20 protein-coding genes are annotated in these 19,068 nt (G+C 60.8%); 15 read left to right on the top strand and 5 right to left on the bottom strand.

The genetic code is table 11. From position 1 onward, the window contains the following. The first annotated feature begins 165 nt into the window (after positions 1–165). The 3 genes from EWR20_RS03550 to EWR20_RS03560 are packed head-to-tail and all read left to right on the top strand — an operon-like array spanning position 166 to position 1,826. Complete coding sequence (locus tag EWR20_RS03550; RefSeq protein ID WP_129359046.1) at positions 166–366, top strand: hypothetical protein; 201 nt, start codon at positions 166–168, stop codon at positions 364–366. 4 nt (positions 367–370) lie between these two features. Next, positions 371–853, top strand: a complete 483-nt coding sequence (locus tag EWR20_RS03555) for a RidA family protein (RefSeq protein WP_129359048.1) — start codon at positions 371–373, stop codon at positions 851–853. Then, positions 840–1,826 carry an NUDIX hydrolase gene (locus EWR20_RS03560; RefSeq protein ID WP_238147541.1) on the top strand — a complete coding sequence of 329 codons (987 nt, stop codon included), beginning with the start codon at positions 840–842 and terminating at the stop codon, positions 1,824–1,826. The genes EWR20_RS03555 and EWR20_RS03560 overlap by 14 nt, the downstream gene beginning before the upstream one ends. Before the next feature lie 89 nt (positions 1,827–1,915). Here EWR20_RS03560 and EWR20_RS03565 read toward each other — a convergent pair whose 3' ends face one another. Then, positions 1,916–2,593 carry a Crp/Fnr family transcriptional regulator gene (locus tag EWR20_RS03565; protein WP_129359050.1) on the bottom strand — a complete coding sequence of 226 codons (678 nt, stop codon included), beginning with the start codon at positions 2,591–2,593 and terminating at the stop codon, positions 1,916–1,918. A gap of 286 nt (positions 2,594–2,879) precedes the next feature. Here EWR20_RS03565 and EWR20_RS03570 point away from each other — a divergent pair, with 286 nt between their 5' ends. Then, positions 2,880–4,058 (top strand): MarP family serine protease, encoded by a 1,179-nt coding sequence (locus EWR20_RS03570; RefSeq protein WP_129359052.1) that lies wholly within the window; start codon positions 2,880–2,882, stop codon positions 4,056–4,058. Positions 4,059–4,097: 39 nt separating this feature from the next. Here EWR20_RS03570 and aroQ read toward each other — a convergent pair whose 3' ends face one another. Together aroQ and acs are read right to left on the bottom strand one after the other, a co-directional pair. Further along, complete coding sequence (gene aroQ / locus EWR20_RS03575; protein WP_129359054.1) at positions 4,098–4,529, bottom strand: type II 3-dehydroquinate dehydratase; 432 nt, start codon at positions 4,527–4,529, stop codon at positions 4,098–4,100. An 89-nt stretch (positions 4,530–4,618) separates the two neighbouring features. Continuing rightward, positions 4,619–6,556 (bottom strand): acetate--CoA ligase, encoded by a 1,938-nt coding sequence (acs, locus tag EWR20_RS03580; RefSeq protein WP_129359057.1) that lies wholly within the window; start codon positions 6,554–6,556, stop codon positions 4,619–4,621. A 190-nt stretch (positions 6,557–6,746) separates the two neighbouring features. On the opposite strand from acs, the gene nth reads away from it, so the two are divergent. Further along, positions 6,747–7,625: an endonuclease III gene (nth, locus tag EWR20_RS03585; protein WP_129359059.1), complete on the top strand. Its 879-nt coding sequence runs from the start codon at positions 6,747–6,749 to the stop codon at positions 7,623–7,625. Beyond that, positions 7,615–8,355, top strand: coding sequence for an NUDIX hydrolase (locus EWR20_RS03590; protein ID WP_371811920.1), 741 nt, complete (start codon positions 7,615–7,617; stop codon positions 8,353–8,355). The genes nth and EWR20_RS03590 overlap by 11 nt, the downstream gene beginning before the upstream one ends. 63 nt (positions 8,356–8,418) lie before the next feature. Here the strand turns inward: EWR20_RS03590 and EWR20_RS03595 are convergent, their stop codons facing one another. Beyond that, positions 8,419–10,194, bottom strand: a complete 1,776-nt coding sequence (locus EWR20_RS03595) for a bifunctional 3'-5' exonuclease/DNA polymerase (protein ID WP_129359061.1) — start codon at positions 10,192–10,194, stop codon at positions 8,419–8,421. Positions 10,195–10,306: 112 nt separating this feature from the next. On the opposite strand from EWR20_RS03595, the gene EWR20_RS03600 reads away from it, so the two are divergent. The 8 genes from EWR20_RS03600 (at position 10,307) to EWR20_RS03635 (ending at position 16,019) form a co-directional block, all read left to right on the top strand. Continuing rightward, complete coding sequence (locus tag EWR20_RS03600) at positions 10,307–10,591, top strand: CHY zinc finger protein (RefSeq protein WP_238147542.1); 285 nt, start codon at positions 10,307–10,309, stop codon at positions 10,589–10,591. A 146-nt stretch (positions 10,592–10,737) separates the two neighbouring features. Beyond that, on the top strand, positions 10,738–12,120 hold the full coding sequence (locus tag EWR20_RS03605) for a hypothetical protein (RefSeq protein WP_129359063.1): 1,383 nt from the start codon (positions 10,738–10,740) through the stop codon (positions 12,118–12,120). 5 nt (positions 12,121–12,125) lie between these two features. Then, positions 12,126–13,223 carry a TadA family conjugal transfer-associated ATPase gene (locus EWR20_RS03610; protein ID WP_238147576.1) on the top strand — a complete coding sequence of 366 codons (1,098 nt, stop codon included), beginning with the start codon at positions 12,126–12,128 and terminating at the stop codon, positions 13,221–13,223. A 176-nt stretch (positions 13,224–13,399) separates the two neighbouring features. Further along, entirely contained in the window at positions 13,400–14,104 is a 705-nt protein-coding gene (locus tag EWR20_RS03615; protein ID WP_165000941.1) for a type II secretion system F family protein, read from the top strand. Then, complete coding sequence (locus EWR20_RS03620; protein ID WP_238147543.1) at positions 14,101–14,649, top strand: type II secretion system F family protein; 549 nt, start codon at positions 14,101–14,103, stop codon at positions 14,647–14,649. The genes EWR20_RS03615 and EWR20_RS03620 overlap by 4 nt, the downstream gene beginning before the upstream one ends. 62 nt (positions 14,650–14,711) lie before the next feature. Beyond that, the gene (locus EWR20_RS03625) at positions 14,712–14,969 is read left to right on the top strand and encodes a DUF4244 domain-containing protein (RefSeq protein ID WP_129359072.1); all 258 of its coding nucleotides are present in this window, start codon (positions 14,712–14,714) and stop codon (positions 14,967–14,969) included. Between the two features lie 112 nt (positions 14,970–15,081). Continuing rightward, complete coding sequence (locus tag EWR20_RS03630) at positions 15,082–15,543, top strand: TadE family type IV pilus minor pilin (RefSeq protein ID WP_129359074.1); 462 nt, start codon at positions 15,082–15,084, stop codon at positions 15,541–15,543. Continuing rightward, entirely contained in the window at positions 15,540–16,019 is a 480-nt protein-coding gene (locus EWR20_RS03635; RefSeq protein ID WP_238147544.1) for an Rv3654c family TadE-like protein, read from the top strand. The genes EWR20_RS03630 and EWR20_RS03635 overlap by 4 nt, the downstream gene beginning before the upstream one ends. Here the strand turns inward: EWR20_RS03635 and EWR20_RS03640 are convergent. Beyond that, positions 15,954–18,494 carry a Zn-binding domain-containing protein gene (locus EWR20_RS03640; RefSeq protein ID WP_129359076.1) on the bottom strand — a complete coding sequence of 847 codons (2,541 nt, stop codon included), beginning with the start codon at positions 18,492–18,494 and terminating at the stop codon, positions 15,954–15,956. The genes EWR20_RS03635 and EWR20_RS03640 overlap by 66 nt on opposite strands. A 119-nt stretch (positions 18,495–18,613) precedes the next feature. Between EWR20_RS03640 and EWR20_RS03645 the strand changes: the two genes are divergently transcribed. Next, complete coding sequence (locus EWR20_RS03645; protein ID WP_238147545.1) at positions 18,614–19,057, top strand: pyridoxamine 5'-phosphate oxidase family protein; 444 nt, start codon at positions 18,614–18,616, stop codon at positions 19,055–19,057. Positions 19,058–19,068 lie beyond the last annotated feature (11 nt).

Here is a 19,068-nt window from a genome sequence, read left to right on the forward strand (position 1 = left end):
CTCTGGGCCCCCTCTGGGGACAAATCACTCCGTGTCCAAGACTGCGCTGAATGAGCGCTGGGAGAGCACCCAAAGTCCACTTTGTGTCGGGCCGGGCAATATGCCTTTCAGGAACGCGGACGCTCAGGAATAGCGCGGCGTTGCGGGGGTGGATAGGCTGGGACCATGACTCAATGGGAATACGCGACAGTGCCGCTCATGATCCACGCAACCAAGCAGATCCTCGATAATTGGGGTCAGGACGGATGGGAACTCGTTACGGTCCTCCCGGGGGCTGCGCCGGCAGGCGATGCTCCCTCGGGCAATATGGTCGCGCCGACACAGGCGAACCCCATCGCCTACTTCAAGCGCCCCAAGGAAGGCTAAGACTATGGCTACGTCGAAGGTTGAGGAACGATTGGCAGCCGAAGGGCTTGTGGTTCCGGACGTTGCCGTCCCCGTAGCTTCCTATGTGCCCGCGGTGGTGTCGGGGAACTACGTCTACACTTCCGGCCAGATCCCGGTCCAGAACGGCGAATTCGCGTTCAAGGGCAAGGTCTCCGACGGCGGCGAGCCGGGAACGGTCGGCATTGAAGACGCTCAGGACCAAGCTCGAGTGTGCGCCCTCAACACCCTGGCCGCGGTGAAGTCTGCGATCGGTGATCTCGACCGAGTGCGCCGGATCGTCAAGGTCACCGGTTTCGTCAGTTCCGTTCCGGAATTCACGGGCCAGGCTCAGGTTCTCAATGGCGCGTCGGAGTTGTATGGTAAGGCCTTCGGGGAGGCCGGGGTTCACGCCCGGTCAGCTGTCGGCGTCGCCGTCCTTCCTCTCGACGTACCCGTTGAAGTGGAACTCATCGTTGAATTTGCCTAATCCTCTCGCACTGCCCGTCAACCGGGTAACCGCGAAAACCGGCCCAGCATCCTGTCCGAAGCCCGCCGGTGACTATTATTTTCCGCTGACCTCGCGTGAGGCCACCGCCGCGCGAGCGTGGATGGCGGAAGAAGACAGGTCTGCTTGCTGCCAGGCGAAAACGGCTGCGTCGGTCGTCTATATCCGCGAGGGAAAAGACGGGCTTGAGACGTTTCTCACCTACAGGACGACACCGGCGTCCCCTCTGGGTCGTATCTGTTTCCCCGGCGGTGCCGTGGAGCCGGAGGACCACGATCCCGTGGGATGGTACGGGCCGACACCCGCGCAGTGGGCACAGAAACTGGGGCACAACGACGTTGTCGAGGCCAGGAGCGCGGTCGTTACGGCTATTCGCGAAAGCTTCGAGGAAGTCGGTGTCCTGCTTGCCGGGCCGAATGAGCAAGACACCGTCGAATATACGGAAGCCAGCGAAACGATGGCCTCGCGGGAAGCGATCGCTGGGCACGAACTGGGCTTCATCGCCTATCTCAAACGCGGGGGACTCAAAGTCCGGACGGATCTCCTGAAGCCCCTCGGACGGTGGCAGACGCCTGACTTCTCCCATCGGCGATTCGACACGCATTTCTTCGCTTCCGTGGTTCCCGTGGGCCAACGCCCGAAACTTCTGGCGTCGAAAGGCATGTGGGGACGTTGGGTCCCCGCACGCGAATTGGTCTCCGACAAAACGTCGACGGCGCTGGGGAACGAGATCGATCTTGAGGACACCCGCGGAAAATCACTTGAAGAGTTGATGACGCCGGGGACTTTGTCCGTCCTCGAATCCGTTGCGACCTGCCAAACGACTATTGCCTTTCTGACGAAGAAACGTCAGGTCCACGTCAAGAAACCGGAACTCGTAGAAAAGGACGGACAGCTCATGTTGGCCTTCACCCCACCGCGAGAGGCCGTCAAGACCAGGGCAAAAGGTTCGTAGTCCGCATTTCCGCATAAAAAAGGGGCCGGGTGCATATACACCCGGCCCCCTTTCAGCACCAGAACGCTCAAGCACGTCCCGTGGAACCTCTAGCGGCTCCGCTGACGCAGGCGCTGGAGGTCGAGGATGACGACGGCGCGGGCTTCGAGTCGGATCCAGCCGCGCTGCACGAATTCGGCCAAGGCCTTGTTGACGGTCTCGCGGGAAGCCCCGACGAGTTGTGCGAGCTCTTCCTGCGTGAGCTCGTGAGCGACCAGGATGCCGTCAGTCGCCGGACGACCGAATCGATCGGCAAGGTCCAGGAGCGCCTTGGAGACGCGGCCGGGGACGTCTGAGAAGACCAGATCGGCAAGGTTCTCGTTGGTGCGGCGGAGGCGACGGGCGAGTGCCTGCAGGACCTGGCCTGAGATCGATGGGCTCCGGTCCATGGCCTTCTTGAGGCTGGAGTGCTTGACACCGGCCAAGCGGGACTCGGAGACTGCGGTCGCCGACGTCGAGCGAGGGCCCGGATCGAACAGAGCCATCTCGCCGAAAATCTCGCCCGGACCCATGATCGCGACCAGGTTTTCGCGGCCGTCGGAGGCCGTGCGACCCAATTTGATCTTGCCGGAGACGACGAAGTAGAGCTGGTCACCCGGATCGCCCTCGTAGAACAACGTCGCACCGCGGGACAGGTCCACCTCGGTCAATTCCTCGGTTAGCGCGGCGAAAGCTTCATCATCCAGTGTTGCGAAAAGGGGCGCCCTGCGCAGAACCTCGATATCCATAATTCTCCTCATTGATCCGGGTCTTTAATGCCCGCCGCACGCGTCCACTCCATCTCGTATGTTCAATCGGGATGGGCGCGACGTCGGCTACTCGTGTGACAAATTCAACGTATCCAAAATCCACTGTATAAGTTGTGTGTCGAATCCGCCACAGACGAGCCCATATCCTCGCATAAAGGTTGCTGAACGTCGAATTGGCTTAGGTTCTTTCCAGGAGCGGCGACTAACATTGTGAGCCACCCCGACCGCCGTGATTTTCGGGGTGTGACCGCGACGATTGGTGATCATGCTGACCGACCTCACGATTCTGGACTGGATCCTCATCCTTATCCTGCTGGCCTACTTCATCGCGGGCTATTCACGCGGCTTCTTCATGACTCTGGGGTCCGTGATCGGATTCGCCTTCGGTGCAGTTGCAGCTTTTTACGTGACTCCGTTGTTGGTGGAGCACGTCCAGGGAGGTTGGAAGATCGTCGTCGCGATCGCCAGCATCGGCTTGTTGATCCTCATCGGGCAGGCATTGGGAATGGCCATCGGCCGTCCGCTGCGGAGGCTCACCGAGAAAACGGGCCTCGGCATCATCGATCGAATCGGCGGGGCCCTGCTCAACGTTCTGACATGCGCATTGGTGATTGTTGTACTCAGCTTTTCCGCAGCCCAACTGGGAGTCTCGGCGATCACCACGACGATCGGTAATTCCAAGGTGATCTCCGGTCTGGAATCCGCGACACCCACTCCAGTTCAGCAGGCTATCGCGCAGGCAAGGGCCGCCGTTCTGCAACAGTCCGGGATACCTCGTCTCGACGAGCAACTCTTCCCCCAGCAGGCTGCCCCGTCAGAAACGCCGGATACCGATTCTTTGCGCAATGCATCGGATTCAGTCCTCAAGATCAATGGGACCGCCGAGGCTTGTGCGCAGAACCAGTCCGGATCAGGCTTCGTGGCCGCTCCGAACAAAGTCGTCACGAACGCACACGTCGTCGCCGGCGTGAGCAACCCCCTGGTTCAGACCCGGCAGGGGCAGAGCTTCGAAGGTAAAACCGTCTACTACGATGCTTCGACCGACCTGGCAGTTCTTGACGTTCCCGGCCTCGAAGCTTCTCCCCTGAAGGCTGGAGACAACGGGCAGGCCGGGGAACTGGCGAATTTCATGGGTTACCCCTTGGGAGGGCCTTTTACGTCGCGCTCCGCCTCGATCCAGGGCCTCGGCTACAACGCCACGACGGCCGAAGACGGGTCGACCAGCAAGCCCCGTGAGATTTATCAACTGGCCGCCAACGTCGAGCAAGGCAACTCAGGCGGGCCCCTTCTGAATAGTCAGGGCCAGGTCATCGGAGTCATCTTCGCCAAGGCCACGCAGGGTGAAACCGGTTATGCGCTTTCCATGACGGAACTCGCTCCGGTCCTGGACAGCATTGATTCCCTGACCGAACCGGTCCCGACGGGGCAGTGCACGACTGGCTGATTCAGGGCAGGGTGGTTGCGTGGCGAGCAGCCTGCGAGGCTAACGCTGTGCCAGATACTCCAGCGCCATGATGTATCCGAATGCGCCGGCCCCAGCGATTACGGTCTCGGCCTGTAACGAGACGAAGGAGCGGTGTCGGAATTCCTCTCGCCGGTGAACATTCGAAAGGTGCACCTCGACGACCGGGAGCTCTGCGGCTTCCAAGGCATCATGAATCGCGACGGAGTAATGCGTGAATGCGGCCGGGTTGATGATGATGCTGGCCGCCTCGGAGCGCGCCCGCTGAATCTCGTCGACCAGAGTGCCCTCGTGGTTTGACTGCATGAATTCGATCCCGAGGCCCAGCTCCTGCGCTCGCTTTCGAACGGTGGACTCGATATCCGAAAGAGTCGTAGATCCATAGATCTCCGGTTTGCGTACGCCAAGGAGATTCAGATTGGGGCCATTGAGCACGAAGATCGGTTTGTTCATGCCGTCATTCTTTCACGTCGTCCCACAGCCAGGCGGCCGTGCCTCGTCATGAACGAGGCACGGCCGCCTGGCATCGAAGCTAATCTCTTCTATTTGCTGAGCGTCTGGGTGATCTGGTCCATGACCGTCTGATCTGCGAGCGTCGAGACGTCTCCGACCGGGCGGTCTTCTGCCACGTCCTTCAGAAGCCGGCGCATGATCTTGCCCGAACGGGTCTTCGGCAACTCGGGGACAATCAGTACCTTCTTCGGCTTGGCGATAGGGGAAATCTCTTCGCCGACGTGAGCGCGGATCTCCGCTGCAAGCTCTTCGGTATCGCGGCCCTCAGCGGCGGCTTCGTCCGAGAGAATCACAAAGGCGATCACGGCTTGTCCAGTCGTCTCGTCGGTGGCTCCGACCACTGCTGCCTCAGCAACAGAATGATGAGAAACAAGTGCCGACTCGATCTCCGGTGTCGAAAGTCGATGACCGGAAACGTTCATGACATCGTCCACACGGCCAAGAACCCAGATGTCGCCGTCTTCGTCACGTTTGGCGCCGTCGCCGGCGAAGTAGGTTTTTTCGTCGAAACGTGACCAGTACGTGTCGACGAATCGTTGGTCGTCTCCCCAAATCGTCCGCAACATCGACGGCCAGGGTTCGGTTAGGACGAGCAGGCCCGAATTTCCGTTCTCGAGCTTCTGTCCGGAGTCGTCCACAACTTCGGCACTCACACCAGGCAACGGCCGTTGAGCCGAACCGGGCTTGGCTTCCGTGACGCCGGGAAGCTGAGAGATCATGATGCCTCCCGTCTCGGTCTGCCACCAAGTGTCGACGATCGGGCAACGTTCCTTGCCGATCACGCGATGGAACCACAACCAGGCCTCGGGGTTGATGGCCTCGCCGACGGTTCCGAGGAGCCGCAATGAATCGAGTTTGTACTGTTCCGGAATTTCCTCGCCCCACTTCATCATGGTCCGGATCGCCGTGGGGGAGGTGTACATGATCGTCACCCCATACTTGTCGACGATTTCCCAGAAACGGCCACGGTGCGGAGAATTCGGGGTCCCTTCGTAAATGACCTGGGTCGACCCGTTGAGCAGCGGGCCGTAGGTGATGTAGGTGTGCCCGGTGACCCACCCGACGTCGGCGGTGCACCAGTACACGTCCGTCTCCGGCTTGATGTCGAATACGTTGTAATGCGTGTAAGCGGCATGCGCCAAATATCCGCCAGTGGTATGCAGAATTCCCTTGGGCTTGCCGGTCGTACCGGAGGTGTAGAGGATGAAGAGCGGATCCTCGGCGTTATTTGGGACCGGCTGGTGTTCTGAGGAAGCCTTCTCGACCGTCTCGTGCCACCAGACGTCACGACCGTCGGACCAGTCGACGTCCGCGCCGTTGCGTTTGACCACGAGGACATGCTCTACGCTGCCTCCGCCCTTCGTCAGGGCCTTGTCCACGGTGGATTTGAGCTGTGTCGGCTGGCCTCGGCGGAAGGATCCGTCCGCGGTGACCACGAGTTTTGCTTCACCGTCCTCAACACGCGAGCGAATTGCGTCGGCCGAGAATCCTCCGAAGATCACCGAATGTACCGCGCCGATGCGTGCGCACGCGAGCATCGTGATGACGGCCTCCGGAATCATCGGGAGGTAGACCGCGACGCGGTCCCCCTTCTCTATGCCGAGTTCCTGGAACGCGTTGGCCGCCCGCGAGACCTCGTCTTTGAGATCTTGGTAAGTGTAAGTGCGGCTATCGCCCGGCTCACCTTCGAAAAAAATCGCCACACGGTCGCCGTTCCCGGCCTCGACGTGCCGGTCGACTGCGTTATATGCGGCGTTGAGCTCGCCATCCCCGAACCACTTGGCGAATGGGGGGTTGGTCCAGTCGAGGGTCTGCGTGAATTCTTTGTCCCAATGCAGGAACCGCTTCGCCTGCTCGGCCCAGAAATCGGTGCCTTGCGAAGAAGCCTGGTCATAGAGGTCAGCCCCAGCATTTGCTTGTGCGGCGAAGTCCTGGTTGGGCGGAAAAGTCTGAGGAGTCTCGCTCACTTTTCTTCCTTTCTGGTCGAAGCGGTCAGGAAAACCGCGAAAGTTCCTTGCAACCACTGTAATAGAGATCTCGTGACTGGGATCACTGGGGCGGCGGCGTTTCGCAGGCAGGAAAATCCCCTGATCAGCCGGCCTCTAGGCCGTTGCCTCGCTTCGCCGAGCCTCACTGCTCTGGGTAGGCTTGACCAATATGACCACTGCACACAACCAGTCCCGTCCCAGCCTTGAAATTCGATACGTACCTGAGGACAAGGCGCGGGCAGGCGCGGCTCGACGTCGTCGACTCGGCAAACAGGAGACGCAGCTGGGATTGGTGCGCAGAGCACGAAAAATCAATCGGATCCTGGGGGAGACGTATCCGTACGCGGTTGCCGAATTGGACTTCGAGAACGCCTTCGAACTTGTGGTCGCGACGGTCCTGTCCGCACAAACCACCGACATCAAGGTCAACCTGGTGACGCAGAAGCTGTTCGCGGCATATCCGGATGCACAAGCGCTCGCGGCGGCCGACCACGAAGCCATCGAGGAAATCGTGCATCCATTGGGCTTCTACCGTGCCAAGGCACGCTCGATCATCAAACTTGCGGGACAGATCGTCGACGAATACGACGGAGAAGTCCCCGGAACCCTTGATGAGCTCACCAAACTCGCCGGAGTAGGTCGGAAGACTGCATTCGTGGTCATGGGCAATGCTTTTGGCCTTCCCGGTCTGACAGTCGACACGCACTTCGGGCGCCTGGCCCGCCGACTTGGATTTACCGATCAGAAGGACCCGGCCAAGGTTGAGCGCGATATTTCCGAATTATTTGAACCGCGGGACTGGACAATGCTGTCCCACCGGTTGATCTATCACGGTCGACGCATCTGCCACTCCCGTGTGCCAGCTTGCGGTGTGTGTCCGATCGCGGACCTTTGCCCGTCCTACGGCTCGGGCGAAACCGACGAAGACGCCGCGGTGGAATTGCTCCAGTACGAATTTGCGCCCGGGCGTGAAGAACTTCATCGCCGGTTCCTGGAAGGCGCGACGCGTCGCCAACTGCGTGAGGAAGGATACAGCCTTGGGGTATGACCCTATCCGCTCGCCTCAGGAATCCGCTCTCGATGCCCTCCGGCGTCTGGGTGTACGAGGACATGGAATCGTCATGGAGGACAGAGAACCGTGGCGAATCGGGGGCATGGAGCCCGAAACTGCCAAGGATGCTGCCGTCCTCATTCTTTTCGGCGTGCTTGACGACGCGCCGGCAACGTCCACCACGGGCGCCTCCGTCGGCGTTGGTGCCGACCTCGATGTCCTCATTGTGGTTCGGGCAGGTTCCCTGCGCCAACATGCCGGGCAACCGGCCTTTCCCGGAGGGAAAGTCGACCCCGAAGACCTTCAAGCAGAGGATTCGTTCGTTGAGGCGGCGCTGCGGGAAGCCGTCGAGGAGACGGGGCTCGACCGTGACGGGGTCGAGGTTCTGGGGAAACTGGCTCCGGTACCGTTGCCCGTCAGTAATTTCATGGTCACGCCGGTGCTGGGCTGGTGGAAGGACCCGTCTCGTGTTGCGGTAGTGGACAGCGCGGAGTCGTCGCAGGTTTTCCGAGTTCCGGTGCGCGACCTGATCGATCCGCAGAATCGGCATTACGCCACCGTGACCCGGGGTCCGAAAACCTACAGATCACCAGCCTTTGACGTAGCCTCGGCGTCGGGGCCTGTCACGATCTGGGGGTTTACCGGAGTGGTTCTGGATCGCGTTCTTCACGAACTCGGTTGGGACCAGGATTGGGACCGAGCCCGAACGGTACCGGCCCCCATGTGATGGATGCGTCGTTGCGGGCAGAACCGATTCCCGGCAGCGTCGGGAGAGCCGCCGGGGCCCGAGTCATTTCGCGTCCGCATAGGAACCGACGGTCGCGACCGTAAGAGGGAAATCCACCGGAGCATTGCCGAACAACAACCTCCCGGCTGCACCCGCGGACTCGGTGACTATTTGTGCCACGCTGTCGGCCTCTGCCACCGGGCCGTGGAGGACTACTTCGTCGTGAACGAAAAAGACCAGTGAGGTGCGCAGCGGCGAGCCTCCTTCTCCTCCGGACCGCAACCGACGTCGGATTTCGCCCATCCAGCACATGGCCCACTCGGCCGCCGTCCCCTGAACGACGAAGTTACGCGTGAATCGGCCTTGCGACCGGGACATGGCTCGGGAACGCGATTCCGAAGCTGCGGTACTGACGTCTCGGACGGCGTCGAACCATCGTTGGTCCGGCAGCGGAGAAGTACGACCGAGCCACGTGGTTACTTGACCGCCCCGTTCGCCCACAGTGGCGGCTCTCTCGACAAGGTCGATTGCTTCCGGGAACAAGCGCTTGAGATGAGGGACGAGCGCCCCGGCTTCCCCCGAGGTGGCTCCATACATCGCGCCCAAAAGGGCTATCTTGGCCGCCGGTCTGTCCTTGAGCGCCGAACCCGTCCTCCGACCGATTTCTGCAATTCCTACGTACAGGTCCTTACCTTGTCCGGCGACGGCCAGAGCGCCATCGCCGGACATGGCCGCGAGGATACGAGGTTCGACCTGGGAGGCATCCGCGACGGTTAGAACGTGATCGGGATCAGCCCGGACGGCATCTCTGACTGTCTGTGGAATCTGCATGGCTCCGCCGCCGTGTGCGGCCCAGCGACCAGTGACGACGCCTCCTACTACATAGGCTGCATGGAATCTGCCGTCCCGAACCCATTCATCCAGCCAATGCCAACCATTTGCGGTCCAGAGTCGGTACAGCTGTTTGTATTTGAGCAGCGGGGCGATAAATTCTTTGCGCGATTCCGCACGTGTTCCACCGTGCTCCGCCCAAGCCACGAGATCCCATTTCCGGGTTGAGGTCACCTCGACCCCTGCCGAATTGAGCGCGCGTAGGAGCTCTTGGGGAGAATCAGGATTGAGATGGCTCGATCCGAGCATTATTCCTATGCTTTCTGCGAGCTCCTGCATCCGGGCCGGACGCTGGCCTTCGGGTGGCATCGGCCCCAAACGGTCGTCCAGGATTTGCCGGTGTATCTCGGCGTTCCACGGCAACCCTTCCTGATACATCTCTGCGGCAATAAGAGAACCTTGCGATTCTGCCGCTAGCAGGAGTCGAAGGCGCCGGCGCTCCGGTGCTTCCTCGACTGCTCGATACTGTGCCTGGAACTCCGCGAGAAGATCGTCAACGGTGGCTTCGTGTGGGGCTTGGGAAGGAGAGGGCGCGTCAAAGAGCGAGATCTGATGCGGGTCGATGCGAGGAACGGACAAGCGGCCGGGAGGTAGAGGACCGGAGTCCTTGTTGATATCGACGACCGGAGCGTAGTCAATGCCGTTACTGGGCAGAGTTGCGGCATTGCCCAAGATCTCTTGGCCCAACGCCAGATCCCAGCATCTCGACACTGAGACACCGGCCCGGAGAAGGGCCGGATACACGGCAGCAGTGGAAGACCAGACCCATCGCACTCGGTCCGGGCGGTGAGAGTTTCGAAGAACCGCTCCGACGAATTGTGGCAACTGTTCCGGCCCGAATCGTCGAGTAGAACCGCTCTTTCCGTCTTCTACCGTGATGGCACGCCAGGCTGCTGCCTCCGTATCCGGAGCAGTACTGGAGTCTTCGGGGCCAATCACGATGAGCATGTCAACTATTATCCCGCTCTACACGAGGCGTAGGTTTAAGCCTGTGGATGACGCGAGAAATAGTTCCGGCGATTCGATACAACCCATGGTTTATGGTCGGACCGTAGACCGTATGACGCGTTGCGTGCACTATCACCAACCAGAAGACATCATTGCAATTCGTTTCAAGTGTTGCGACCGGTATTACCCATGTCATCTCTGCCACGCGGAGGCCGAATCCCACGAAGCCAGTCAGTGGAGTGTCGACGAGCGTCAGACGGCAGCGATTTTGTGCGGTGCTTGCAACTCGGAATTGCCGATTCACGATTACATATCTGCAAGTTGCTGTCCTCGGTGCGGTTCGGATTTCAACGAACGTTGTGCCTTGCACTATCACCTGTATTTTGAGATCGAGTAGCAGAGCATCCAGGGGAGCGTTGCTGCGTGGCTCGGATCGTCCACAGCACAGCAATTGGCGGAGGCTCTGCGGATAGAACCCACAACGTAGGTTTTTACCAACTAGTTGGTGGAGGCACCGCATTTGAACTGCGCCAGGATGTCGTCATGGACATCCAAAACCACCGATCTGATCGCCCCACTTGCATCCAGGACTCGGAAGCCTTTGTTCACGAACTGGTCAATCGGGCTCCGGACAAAGACCCTTCGAATGGCGTAACTCGCACACTGGTCGCTTGGGGCGATCGTCGGATCTTCATGCGTATTACCGAGGACGTGGCACGAGCGGCAGACATAGGTCTCCGCCGAGTGGGACCGGGAGAGAACCCGCTGATCGGACCGTTGGATGCGATGGTCATGGAAGCCGAACAAGCCTTGACATTGTCTGGACGCGCCGAAAAAGACCTCTCCTCGTCTCCAGGGCCTCATGGCCCCTTGGTTGTGGCCGGCTTTGATGGGGGAGAAGATCCGTGGGACGCCGCCCGAAAAATCGCTCGTTTTTGGCGTCAGCCTGACGTTGTGATGCTTCCACAAGGCAGGGCCTGGCTCGCTGATCGGCTCGCGAGTGCTCAACGCACTGATCGTCAGCACCCGACGATCGGCGTCCTCGGGACGTGCGGCGGCATCGGAACCTCGACTACATCGCTGTGGATCGGCTCGCGTTTGTTGGAGGACGGCGATTCGCCGATCATTGTCGACGCAGTGCCCGGAAGTACGGCACTTGAGGCTTGCGTGGCACCGGATCCTCTGCGCGGACTGAGGTGGCAGGACATTCGGAGGCTTCCGAAACGTCCCGACCCGGCTGGAGTAGTGGCAGCCGTTCCCAGCCCGCATGGGTTGCCGATTCTTTCGGGTGATCCTGACGAGCCAGATGAGGTCGGCGTTTCCGAGGCTGAACTGTGGGAGACGATCGAAGACTTGGCTCGAGAGGCCGTTCCGGTAGTTGACCTCGGTGCCGTTCCGTTGTCTTGGTCTTGCCTGGAGACGACCGCTGTCCTTCGATGCTCGGCTCTCTTGCTCCTGGTTCCCTTCACCCTTCGTGGATTGTGCCAGGCCAAGGCCGCTTGTCAGCGTTGGTCTCGTCTTTTGCCGATTGTTCCTGTCGGAACCGGCCCACGATGGTGCGACGTTTCTGACTCGGATGTGGCTCAGGCCATCGGAATGCCACTGGCCACCGCGATACCTCACGTGATCGCGGTGCACGATGCCTATGAATCAGGTCACCTCCTCGAGGTCGCTTACAGGCGCCCCCTGCGCCGGACTCTTGGAGAGATCGTGGATGCCCTCAAGGACTCGATCATGGATTTTTCAAACGTTGCAAGGCATGTCGTTCCCTCGGTGGACCAGCAGTTCGCGTCAATTGCACTTCCTGCTCGACGACGTTTCGAGGGGCGTTCAGGGCAGAGACCCGGGCGTGAGCTCGTCCGGACCCGAGGCAGCCAGGGGTCCTGTCTGACTCGTGAGCATTTGCTGCAGAGAAATGGGGCGTGATTTCGATGGTTGCGGCAGGGGAAAAGCTTGCCTTGTGGGAATCGAAAAGGGCCGAATTCCAAGGACTGGGGGTCTTGGAGCCTTTGCTCGAAGAACCTGGCCTGACGGACATATACGTCAACGCTCCCGATGAGATCTGGACGGATGGTGTTGATGGGCTCGAGAGGAGAGATCTGCGTTTTCCCGACGAGGACACAGTTCGTGCACTCGCAATGCGAGTGATTTCGGCCGAGGGCCGGCGTTTGGATGCAAGCCATCCGTGTGCCGATGTGCAGTCCCCGAACGGCTACAGGATTCACGCTGTCCTACCTCCCATCGTGCCCAGTCATACGCATCTGTCGATCAGGGTCCAGCCCGCGAACCGCCCAAGTTTCGAATCGTTGCAACGCAATGGGATGTTTACTGCCGAAACCGGGGAACTGCTCAGGGCGCTCGTGGCCAAAAAACGATCAATTCTGATCAGCGGGTCGACCGGAAGCGGCAAGACCACGTTTCTGAATTCTTTACTGGAATTGTGCCCGGCGAAGGAGCGGCTGATCCTCTTGGAAGATTCCGCGGAATTGTCACCGGCGCATCCTCATGTCATTTCGCTCCGGACCAGACATTCCAATGCAGAAGGCCAAGGCGCGGTGTCGCTCACCGACCTCATCCGCGAGGCGTTGCGGATGGGGCCCGACCGGTTGATCCTCGGGGAATGCCGTGGCCCTGAAATCAAAGATTACTTTCTCGCTATGAATACTGGCCACGAAGGCGGCGGAGTAACCCTTCACGCCAATTCTGCTTCGTCTGTCCCTTCTCGGCTTCTGGCACTCGGGGCCCTGGCCGGACTCAGCCCGGATGCGGTTGGACGCCAAGCAGCCAACGCGATCGACGTCGTGGTCCACGTGTCCCGTTCAGCGTCGCAGCGGTGGATTCGGCACATCGGGGTGCTGACGGGCCGCGGCAGTGAATTGGCGATAGCAATCGCCGTAGAGTTTGACGATCATGGCGGGGCGAAACACGATCGGGCCTGGTCCGACCTGCTCACGTTGGCGGATCAGAGCGCGGAACTACGCCGGTACATGGCAGGTCATGAGACGAAGAAGTCCAACACCGCGACGTGAGGGGAGTGCGGCAGATGATGGACGCTTTGACGACGATTGCCTGCGCGTGTGGCCTGTATTGGATGGGCCGCAGATCTCTCGCGCGAAACTCGAGGTGGGCGTGCCTCTCGAATCCAGACAACAAGGCGAAGAGCAGAATATTCTCTCTGGTGAATGGAGCCTGTCGGCCTCGTCCGATGGAAGCGGAACTGGTGCTCTGGCCGGAGGCCATCCGACAACTCGCCGCACTGCTCAGGGCCGGGGCACCGACACAGCGGGTGTGGCTGGAACTGGCAGAATCGCGGGCTGCCGGACCCGCCCATGTCACTGACGGGGATTCCAGTCGCGTGCAAAAAGATATTACTTCCGTTGTGGAACAGACCGCCCGGGCCGCAGGGGCAGGAATGAACCCGATGAGGGCTCTCGAGTCGGTGAAACTCGGTTCGACCGCCTCGCGGCAGATCATCGATACCCTCGTGGCCGCTTGGACGGTTTCCCAACAGACGGGAGCGTCGCTCGCAGAGGTCCTGGAGAGGATCGCTGAGGCTGTTGAGGATGATTTGGATGCATGGGCGGCCAGGGAGGCGGCGCTAGCAGGACCGCGTGCCACGGCCAGAATTCTTTCCGCGTTGCCCATAGTGGGCCTGGGGTTGGGCGCCCTGATGGGCACCGATCCTCTCGGCATTCTCATCGGCCAAGTTTGGGGGCAGGCGGCCTTGGCCGCGGGGATCACTCTGGGCTTCATCGGCATGGTTTGGAGCAGACGCTTAGTCCTCATGGCCCAGGGAGAACACAGCCAGCAGCCGTTCCTGGCGCACCTCTCCGGATTGCTTGCATGGAAACCTGGAGCCCTTGCGAGAGCCGCTAGAGAATTGCTGGGGCCCCGAAGGTGGAATCCGTGACGATTGTGCTTGTGCTTGTGCTGTGTGTGGGTTGCGTTCTCTATCGATTGGGTGGGACCCGATCATCGCGATTGATCCAGGGTGATCTCGTTTCTGTACGCCAGAGAGCCCATGAGTTGAGTCCTCGGGTATGTCTCGAACTGGTCGCAACCATTCTCGACGCAGGGCTGCCGCTGACCGAAGCGGTTGGCATCGTTGCCAGGATAGAGGGGTCCCCGGCTTTCGTTTCTGCCGCCGAGAGGCTCCGGCTCGGAATCTCATGGGACAACGCGTGGAGTGTGGTCGGGACCGGGCGGGCAACGGAGACCGCAGCGGTGCTCCGGGAGGTTCTGGGGTTCGCGGTCCGCACCGGTGCGCCGTCGTCGTCCTTGCTCCGGGCGAGGGCTGGGCAAATGCGTCGTTCGGAACATCGCGAAGCGGAGAAATTGGCCGCGGCACTCGGCGTCAGGCTCGTGCTTCCTTTGGGCCTGTGCTCATTGCCCGCATTCATCTGTTTGGGAGTAATACCCGTACTGATTGGGCTCATGCCGACCACTTGGCGATGACCAGATCTTGCGAACGGCTGGACTCCGGCAACCGACAAGCCGGCTGAGAAAGGAAAGAAAAGATGCACGACCAGTTGACCGACCAAACCGGATTCATCGAGGAGAATGCTCCGGGCAATCCGGAACGAGCACTCGCGAAAACTGTTCTCGCGCCAGCGGGAGAGCCCGACGACCCGGATCTCGGCGCGACGACAGCCGAATACGGAATCGTGATGCTTGCTGCCGTCGGCTTTGCCGGCCTCCTCGTGGTGATCCTCAAGAGTGGAGAAGTCAAGGAACTCCTGCTCGGCGTGATACGAACGGCACTCTCGACTGGATAGGGGCCTCAACAGGGCGCCGTGAAGCCGTTTAAAGACTTCTCGGCGCCCTCGTCGTTCATGCCGCACTCAGGAAGCCACGCATCAAACCACGCATGTGCAGGAAGGAAACCTAGTGGAGATAGGACGAAAAGACGCCGCTTCGGGTAACCAGTTGCATTCGGCCGTTGGTCGCCGCCGAAAAAATGTATCGGTCTCTTGCCCACGAGCGAGAGCTTTTCTGAATCCAGACGGCGAATCCGGAACGATAACGGCAGAGTTCGCTGTGGTCATGCCGGTGGTCATCATTCTGGTTGCATTCGTCGTCGGTGCCGGAGCTGTCGGAGCATGCGCCGTCAAAGTCGAAGAAGCCGCACGGATGTCGGCCAGGTCAGCCGCGCGAGGTGAACCGTGGGAAGAAACGTCACACGTAGCTCGGGGTATAGCGGGAGATGATGCTCGCGTCGACATCAAGCGGTCCGGACAAGACATTGAGATCAGCGTTTCAGCTCGGCCCCCCGGAATCCTCGGGAGCTGGGGAAATCTCGTTCTCACCTCGCACGCGCACGCTCAGCGGGAAACCGGTACCGAGCCGTGAGCGTCATCCGATTCGATGTGCGGCAGGTCCGTGATTGCGATGACGACCAAGGATCGGCGGCCGTCATGGGTATCGTCGTCGTCATGATGGTCATCAGCCTTCTGATGCTGGTCTCGGGCGTGAGCCACGTGGCCCTGATGAACCATCGCGCGGCCAAGTCTGCCGACCTCGCAGCCCTTGCCGCGGCTGATGCGGCCCGAGGGATCACCCCGGGGGAACCTTGCGACATCGCGCGTTCGTTGGGCGCGGACAACGGGGCCAGGCTCGTTCACTGCGCGCTAGCACCGGAAAGAAGTGACGTCGTCGATGTCGAAGTCGAAGTCTCGCTGCACCCCATGCTCGCGGTCCTGGGCCCGGCGCGCGGGATCTCTCGTGCCGGCCCCCCTCCGTCCGAAGAAGAGGAAGCAGCTTCATCTTCCGAGGAGATCGGGGGCCGCCTCAGCGAGCATGCCCCGGAGCAAGGCAACGGCGCCTGATTTGCTCAAGGGATTGTTCTTGTTGCCGCACTTCGGAGACTGAACGCACGAGGGACATCCGTTCTCACATTCGCACGAGACAATCGCTTCGAGCGTCGCCTTGAGCCAGGAACGCGCGACGAAAAAACCATGTTCGGTGAAGCCTGCACCACCCGGATACCCGTCGTAGACAAAGATCGTGGGCAGCTCGGTATCGACGTGCAGCGCGGTGGAGAGGCCTCCGATATCCCATCTGTCACAGGTTGCCACGAGTGGAAGCAGACCGATCGAAGCGTGCTCGGCCGCGTGCAAGGCCCCGGGAACGTCGGATTCGACGACGCCGGCGGTGGTCATGAGATTCGGGGGAATGGTCCACCAGACGGCTCGTGTCACGAGCTCCTGCGCATCGAGATCCAGGGGCTCCTCGTCGATGAGGTCATTGCTCGACAACGCTTTCCTCTGAAAAGAGACCACCTGGGTTCGGACTCGGACAAGGCCGCGGTTGAGAGTCACGGTCCCCCAACTCCTGCTGTCTTCGGTCTCGAGGACGCTCACCTCCGTGACGTCCCGGGCCTGGGTATAGAAGTTGGGGTGCGCGCGGCTGACAACGACCGCTCTTGACTCCTCGTCCAGCTCTTCTACGTGCCAGGTCTTTCCTTGATGCACGTAAATGGCCCCGGGGTGTGCCTGATAGTGCGACTGGCTGGATTCCATCGTTCCGATGATTCCGCCCGTCTCGGCGTCAATGATCTGTAACCGATGACCACCGCCGCCCCGGATATCCACCATTTCAGCGGCAGATTCGGGATGTGTCCAAAACCAACCGGTCGGTCGTCGACGGAGGTAGCCATCGCGGACCAAAGTATCGAGCACAGACTCGGCAGTCGGCCCGAACAAGCTCAACTCCTCCAGGCGCAGCGGCCTCTCGGCGGCGGCCGAACAGAGATGAGGTGCAAGAACATAAGGGTTGCTCGGGTCGAAAACGGTCGACTCGACGGTCGTGTCGAAAATATCCCGAGGGTGATGTGCCAAATAGGTATCAAGGGGATCATCGCTTGCGACGAACACCGCGAGGGACTCCTGGCCGGCACGGCCGGCACGGCCGATTTGTTGGAAGAACGAAGCCCGCGTCCCCGGCCAACCCGCGACCAGAACCGCATCGAGGCCGGCGACGTCGATCCCCAGCTCGAGAGCAGGAGTCGAGGCCACACCCAGCATTTCCCCCGAACGGACTTGGCGCTCGAGTTCGCGCCGCTCCTCAGGAAGATATCCCGAACGATAGGCACAGACCCTGTGGGCCACCGAGGGGTCTATATCCTGAAGATAATCCTGAGCCTGACCGGCCATTGTTTCGGCCCCGCGTCTGGATTTGATGAATGCAATGGTCCGAATGCGTTCCGCGACCAAATCGGTGAGCATCTCGGCTGCCTCGGACAATGCCGAGCGACGACGCGGTGCGCCGTTTTCTCCAGCGCCCGTCGGACCCGCACCGTTGAACCCGCGCGTGTGCACGGGGGAGGTTGGGGAGGACGGCGTCGGCAGTGCGCTGGTCGTGTCGGGCACACGAGGTACTCCCGGGGCAAGTCCGTCGCGGGAGACTGTTTCTTCCAAAAGCGGTTCCCAGAGAAGCACCGTGACGGACCCGTGCGGCGAATCGTCGTGGACGAAAGAAGAGACCCTCGGTTCCTCGACCCCCAAGAGCTTTGAGAATGATCGCTGCGGATCGGCTGAGGTCGCCGAGGCTCCGATGAATGTCGGGGAGGAACCATGAAGTGCGCAGATGCGCCTCAGTCGTCGCAAGGCCATCGAGACGTGAGCGCCGAACACTCCGCGATATCCATGAGCCTCGTCGACGATTACGTAACGCAGCTGGCGCAGGAACCTCGCCCAGCGTTCGTGGTTCGGCAGAACTCCCGCGTGCAACATGTCTGGATTGCACAACACGAAGTTCGAGTGATCGCGAATCCAGGCCCGTTCGCCGAACTCCGTGTCTCCGTCGTACGTGTCCGCACGAACCTGAGGCACTTCCAAAGATCGCACCGAGGCCAGCTGGTCGGCCGCAAGAGCCTTGGTTGGCGCTAGATAAAGTACCGTGGCTTCCCTTGAATGCAGCCTTGAACCAGGCTCTACCGAGCCTCGGACGATCGCGTCCAGCGTCGGCATCTGGTACGCCATGGATTTTCCAGAAGCGGTCCCCGTGGCGACGATGACGTGGTGCCCTCTTCCTGTCGAGACCTGCCTTCCGGCGGATCTGCACTCCGTTGCATATTCGACAGATCGAGCCTGGGCCGAATGAGCGGCGTCGGCCGCGAGAACCTGGTGGCGGTACGGCTCTGGAACTCCGAGGCCCTGAAACGCGTCGACGACGTTCGGATGGAGCCAATCCGGCCAGGACGAAGTCACAGCATCGCGTTCGGGTAGGACGCGGGTATGGACGACCTCCGGTGGATTATCGCCTCGGTTGAGCGCTCGGAGGAGGTGATTGGGCTGCGGCACTAGACCATTGTGACACCCTTGTCATCGCGGCGCAGATCCGCATCTCGACCGCGTCCGTAGCCGCGGTGTTTAGGCCGCGAAGTGGCCACAAAATCAACTGTTCGTGGCAAACTGAAGCCATGAACATGCCGATGAATATCTCAGGTGAGAAGCGTTCGTATGATGATGGGCCCCGGGTCCGGGAACTGACCCATGATGAGAGCTGGCAGGTCCTTTCCCGAGCGCGAATCGCACGGTTCGTCACCGTCGACGAAGGCGAAATCGACATCACGCCACTGAACATCTTCGCTTCGGACGGGCGGATCTATTTCAGAACCGCTCCCGGGAGCAAACTCACCAAGCTTCAGCTGAACCCGAATGTGGCCTTGGAAACGGACAAAATTGAAGGGGCGGTCGCGCACAGCGTCGTAGTGCGAGGTAGCGCGCGTCTGCTGACCGATCCGGCAGAGACGGACCGGGTGGCCGCGATGCCCCTGTTCCCGTGGGTGCGCACAGAGAAGCTTGAGTTCGTGGAGATCACGCCGACCGAGATCACCGGTCGAAGGTTCCGGCTAGGTGACTGAGCCCGGCGCCG

The sequence above is a fragment of the Rothia uropygioeca genome (assembly GCF_004136585.1).
Lineage (GTDB): Bacteria > Actinomycetota > Actinomycetes > Actinomycetales > Micrococcaceae > Rothia.

What these genes read in the sequence shown, in the direction of transcription:
- EWR20_RS03600 (WP_238147542.1), top strand. Translation starts at nt 10,307, where the DNA reads ATGACGCGTTGCGTGCACTATCACCAACCAGAAGACATCATTGCAATT.
- EWR20_RS03610 (WP_238147576.1), top strand. Translation starts at nt 12,126, where the DNA reads ATGGTTGCGGCAGGGGAAAAGCTTGCCTTGTGGGAATCGAAAAGGGCC.
- aroQ (WP_129359054.1), bottom strand. Translation starts at nt 4,529, where the DNA reads ATGAACAAACCGATCTTCGTGCTCAATGGCCCCAATCTGAATCTCCTT.
- EWR20_RS03605 (WP_129359063.1), top strand. Translation starts at nt 10,738, where the DNA reads ATGGACATCCAAAACCACCGATCTGATCGCCCCACTTGCATCCAGGAC.
- EWR20_RS03625 (WP_129359072.1), top strand. Translation starts at nt 14,712, where the DNA reads ATGCACGACCAGTTGACCGACCAAACCGGATTCATCGAGGAGAATGCT.
- EWR20_RS03645 (WP_238147545.1), top strand. Translation starts at nt 18,614, where the DNA reads ATGAACATGCCGATGAATATCTCAGGTGAGAAGCGTTCGTATGATGAT.
- EWR20_RS03615 (WP_165000941.1), top strand. Translation starts at nt 13,400, where the DNA reads ATGGAAGCGGAACTGGTGCTCTGGCCGGAGGCCATCCGACAACTCGCC.
- EWR20_RS03570 (WP_129359052.1), top strand. Translation starts at nt 2,880, where the DNA reads ATGCTGACCGACCTCACGATTCTGGACTGGATCCTCATCCTTATCCTG.
- EWR20_RS03595 (WP_129359061.1), bottom strand. Translation starts at nt 10,194, where the DNA reads ATGCTCATCGTGATTGGCCCCGAAGACTCCAGTACTGCTCCGGATACG.
- EWR20_RS03550 (WP_129359046.1), top strand. Translation starts at nt 166, where the DNA reads ATGACTCAATGGGAATACGCGACAGTGCCGCTCATGATCCACGCAACC.
- EWR20_RS03565 (WP_129359050.1), bottom strand. Translation starts at nt 2,593, where the DNA reads ATGGATATCGAGGTTCTGCGCAGGGCGCCCCTTTTCGCAACACTGGAT.
- EWR20_RS03555 (WP_129359048.1), top strand. Translation starts at nt 371, where the DNA reads ATGGCTACGTCGAAGGTTGAGGAACGATTGGCAGCCGAAGGGCTTGTG.
- nth (WP_129359059.1), top strand. Translation starts at nt 6,747, where the DNA reads ATGACCACTGCACACAACCAGTCCCGTCCCAGCCTTGAAATTCGATAC.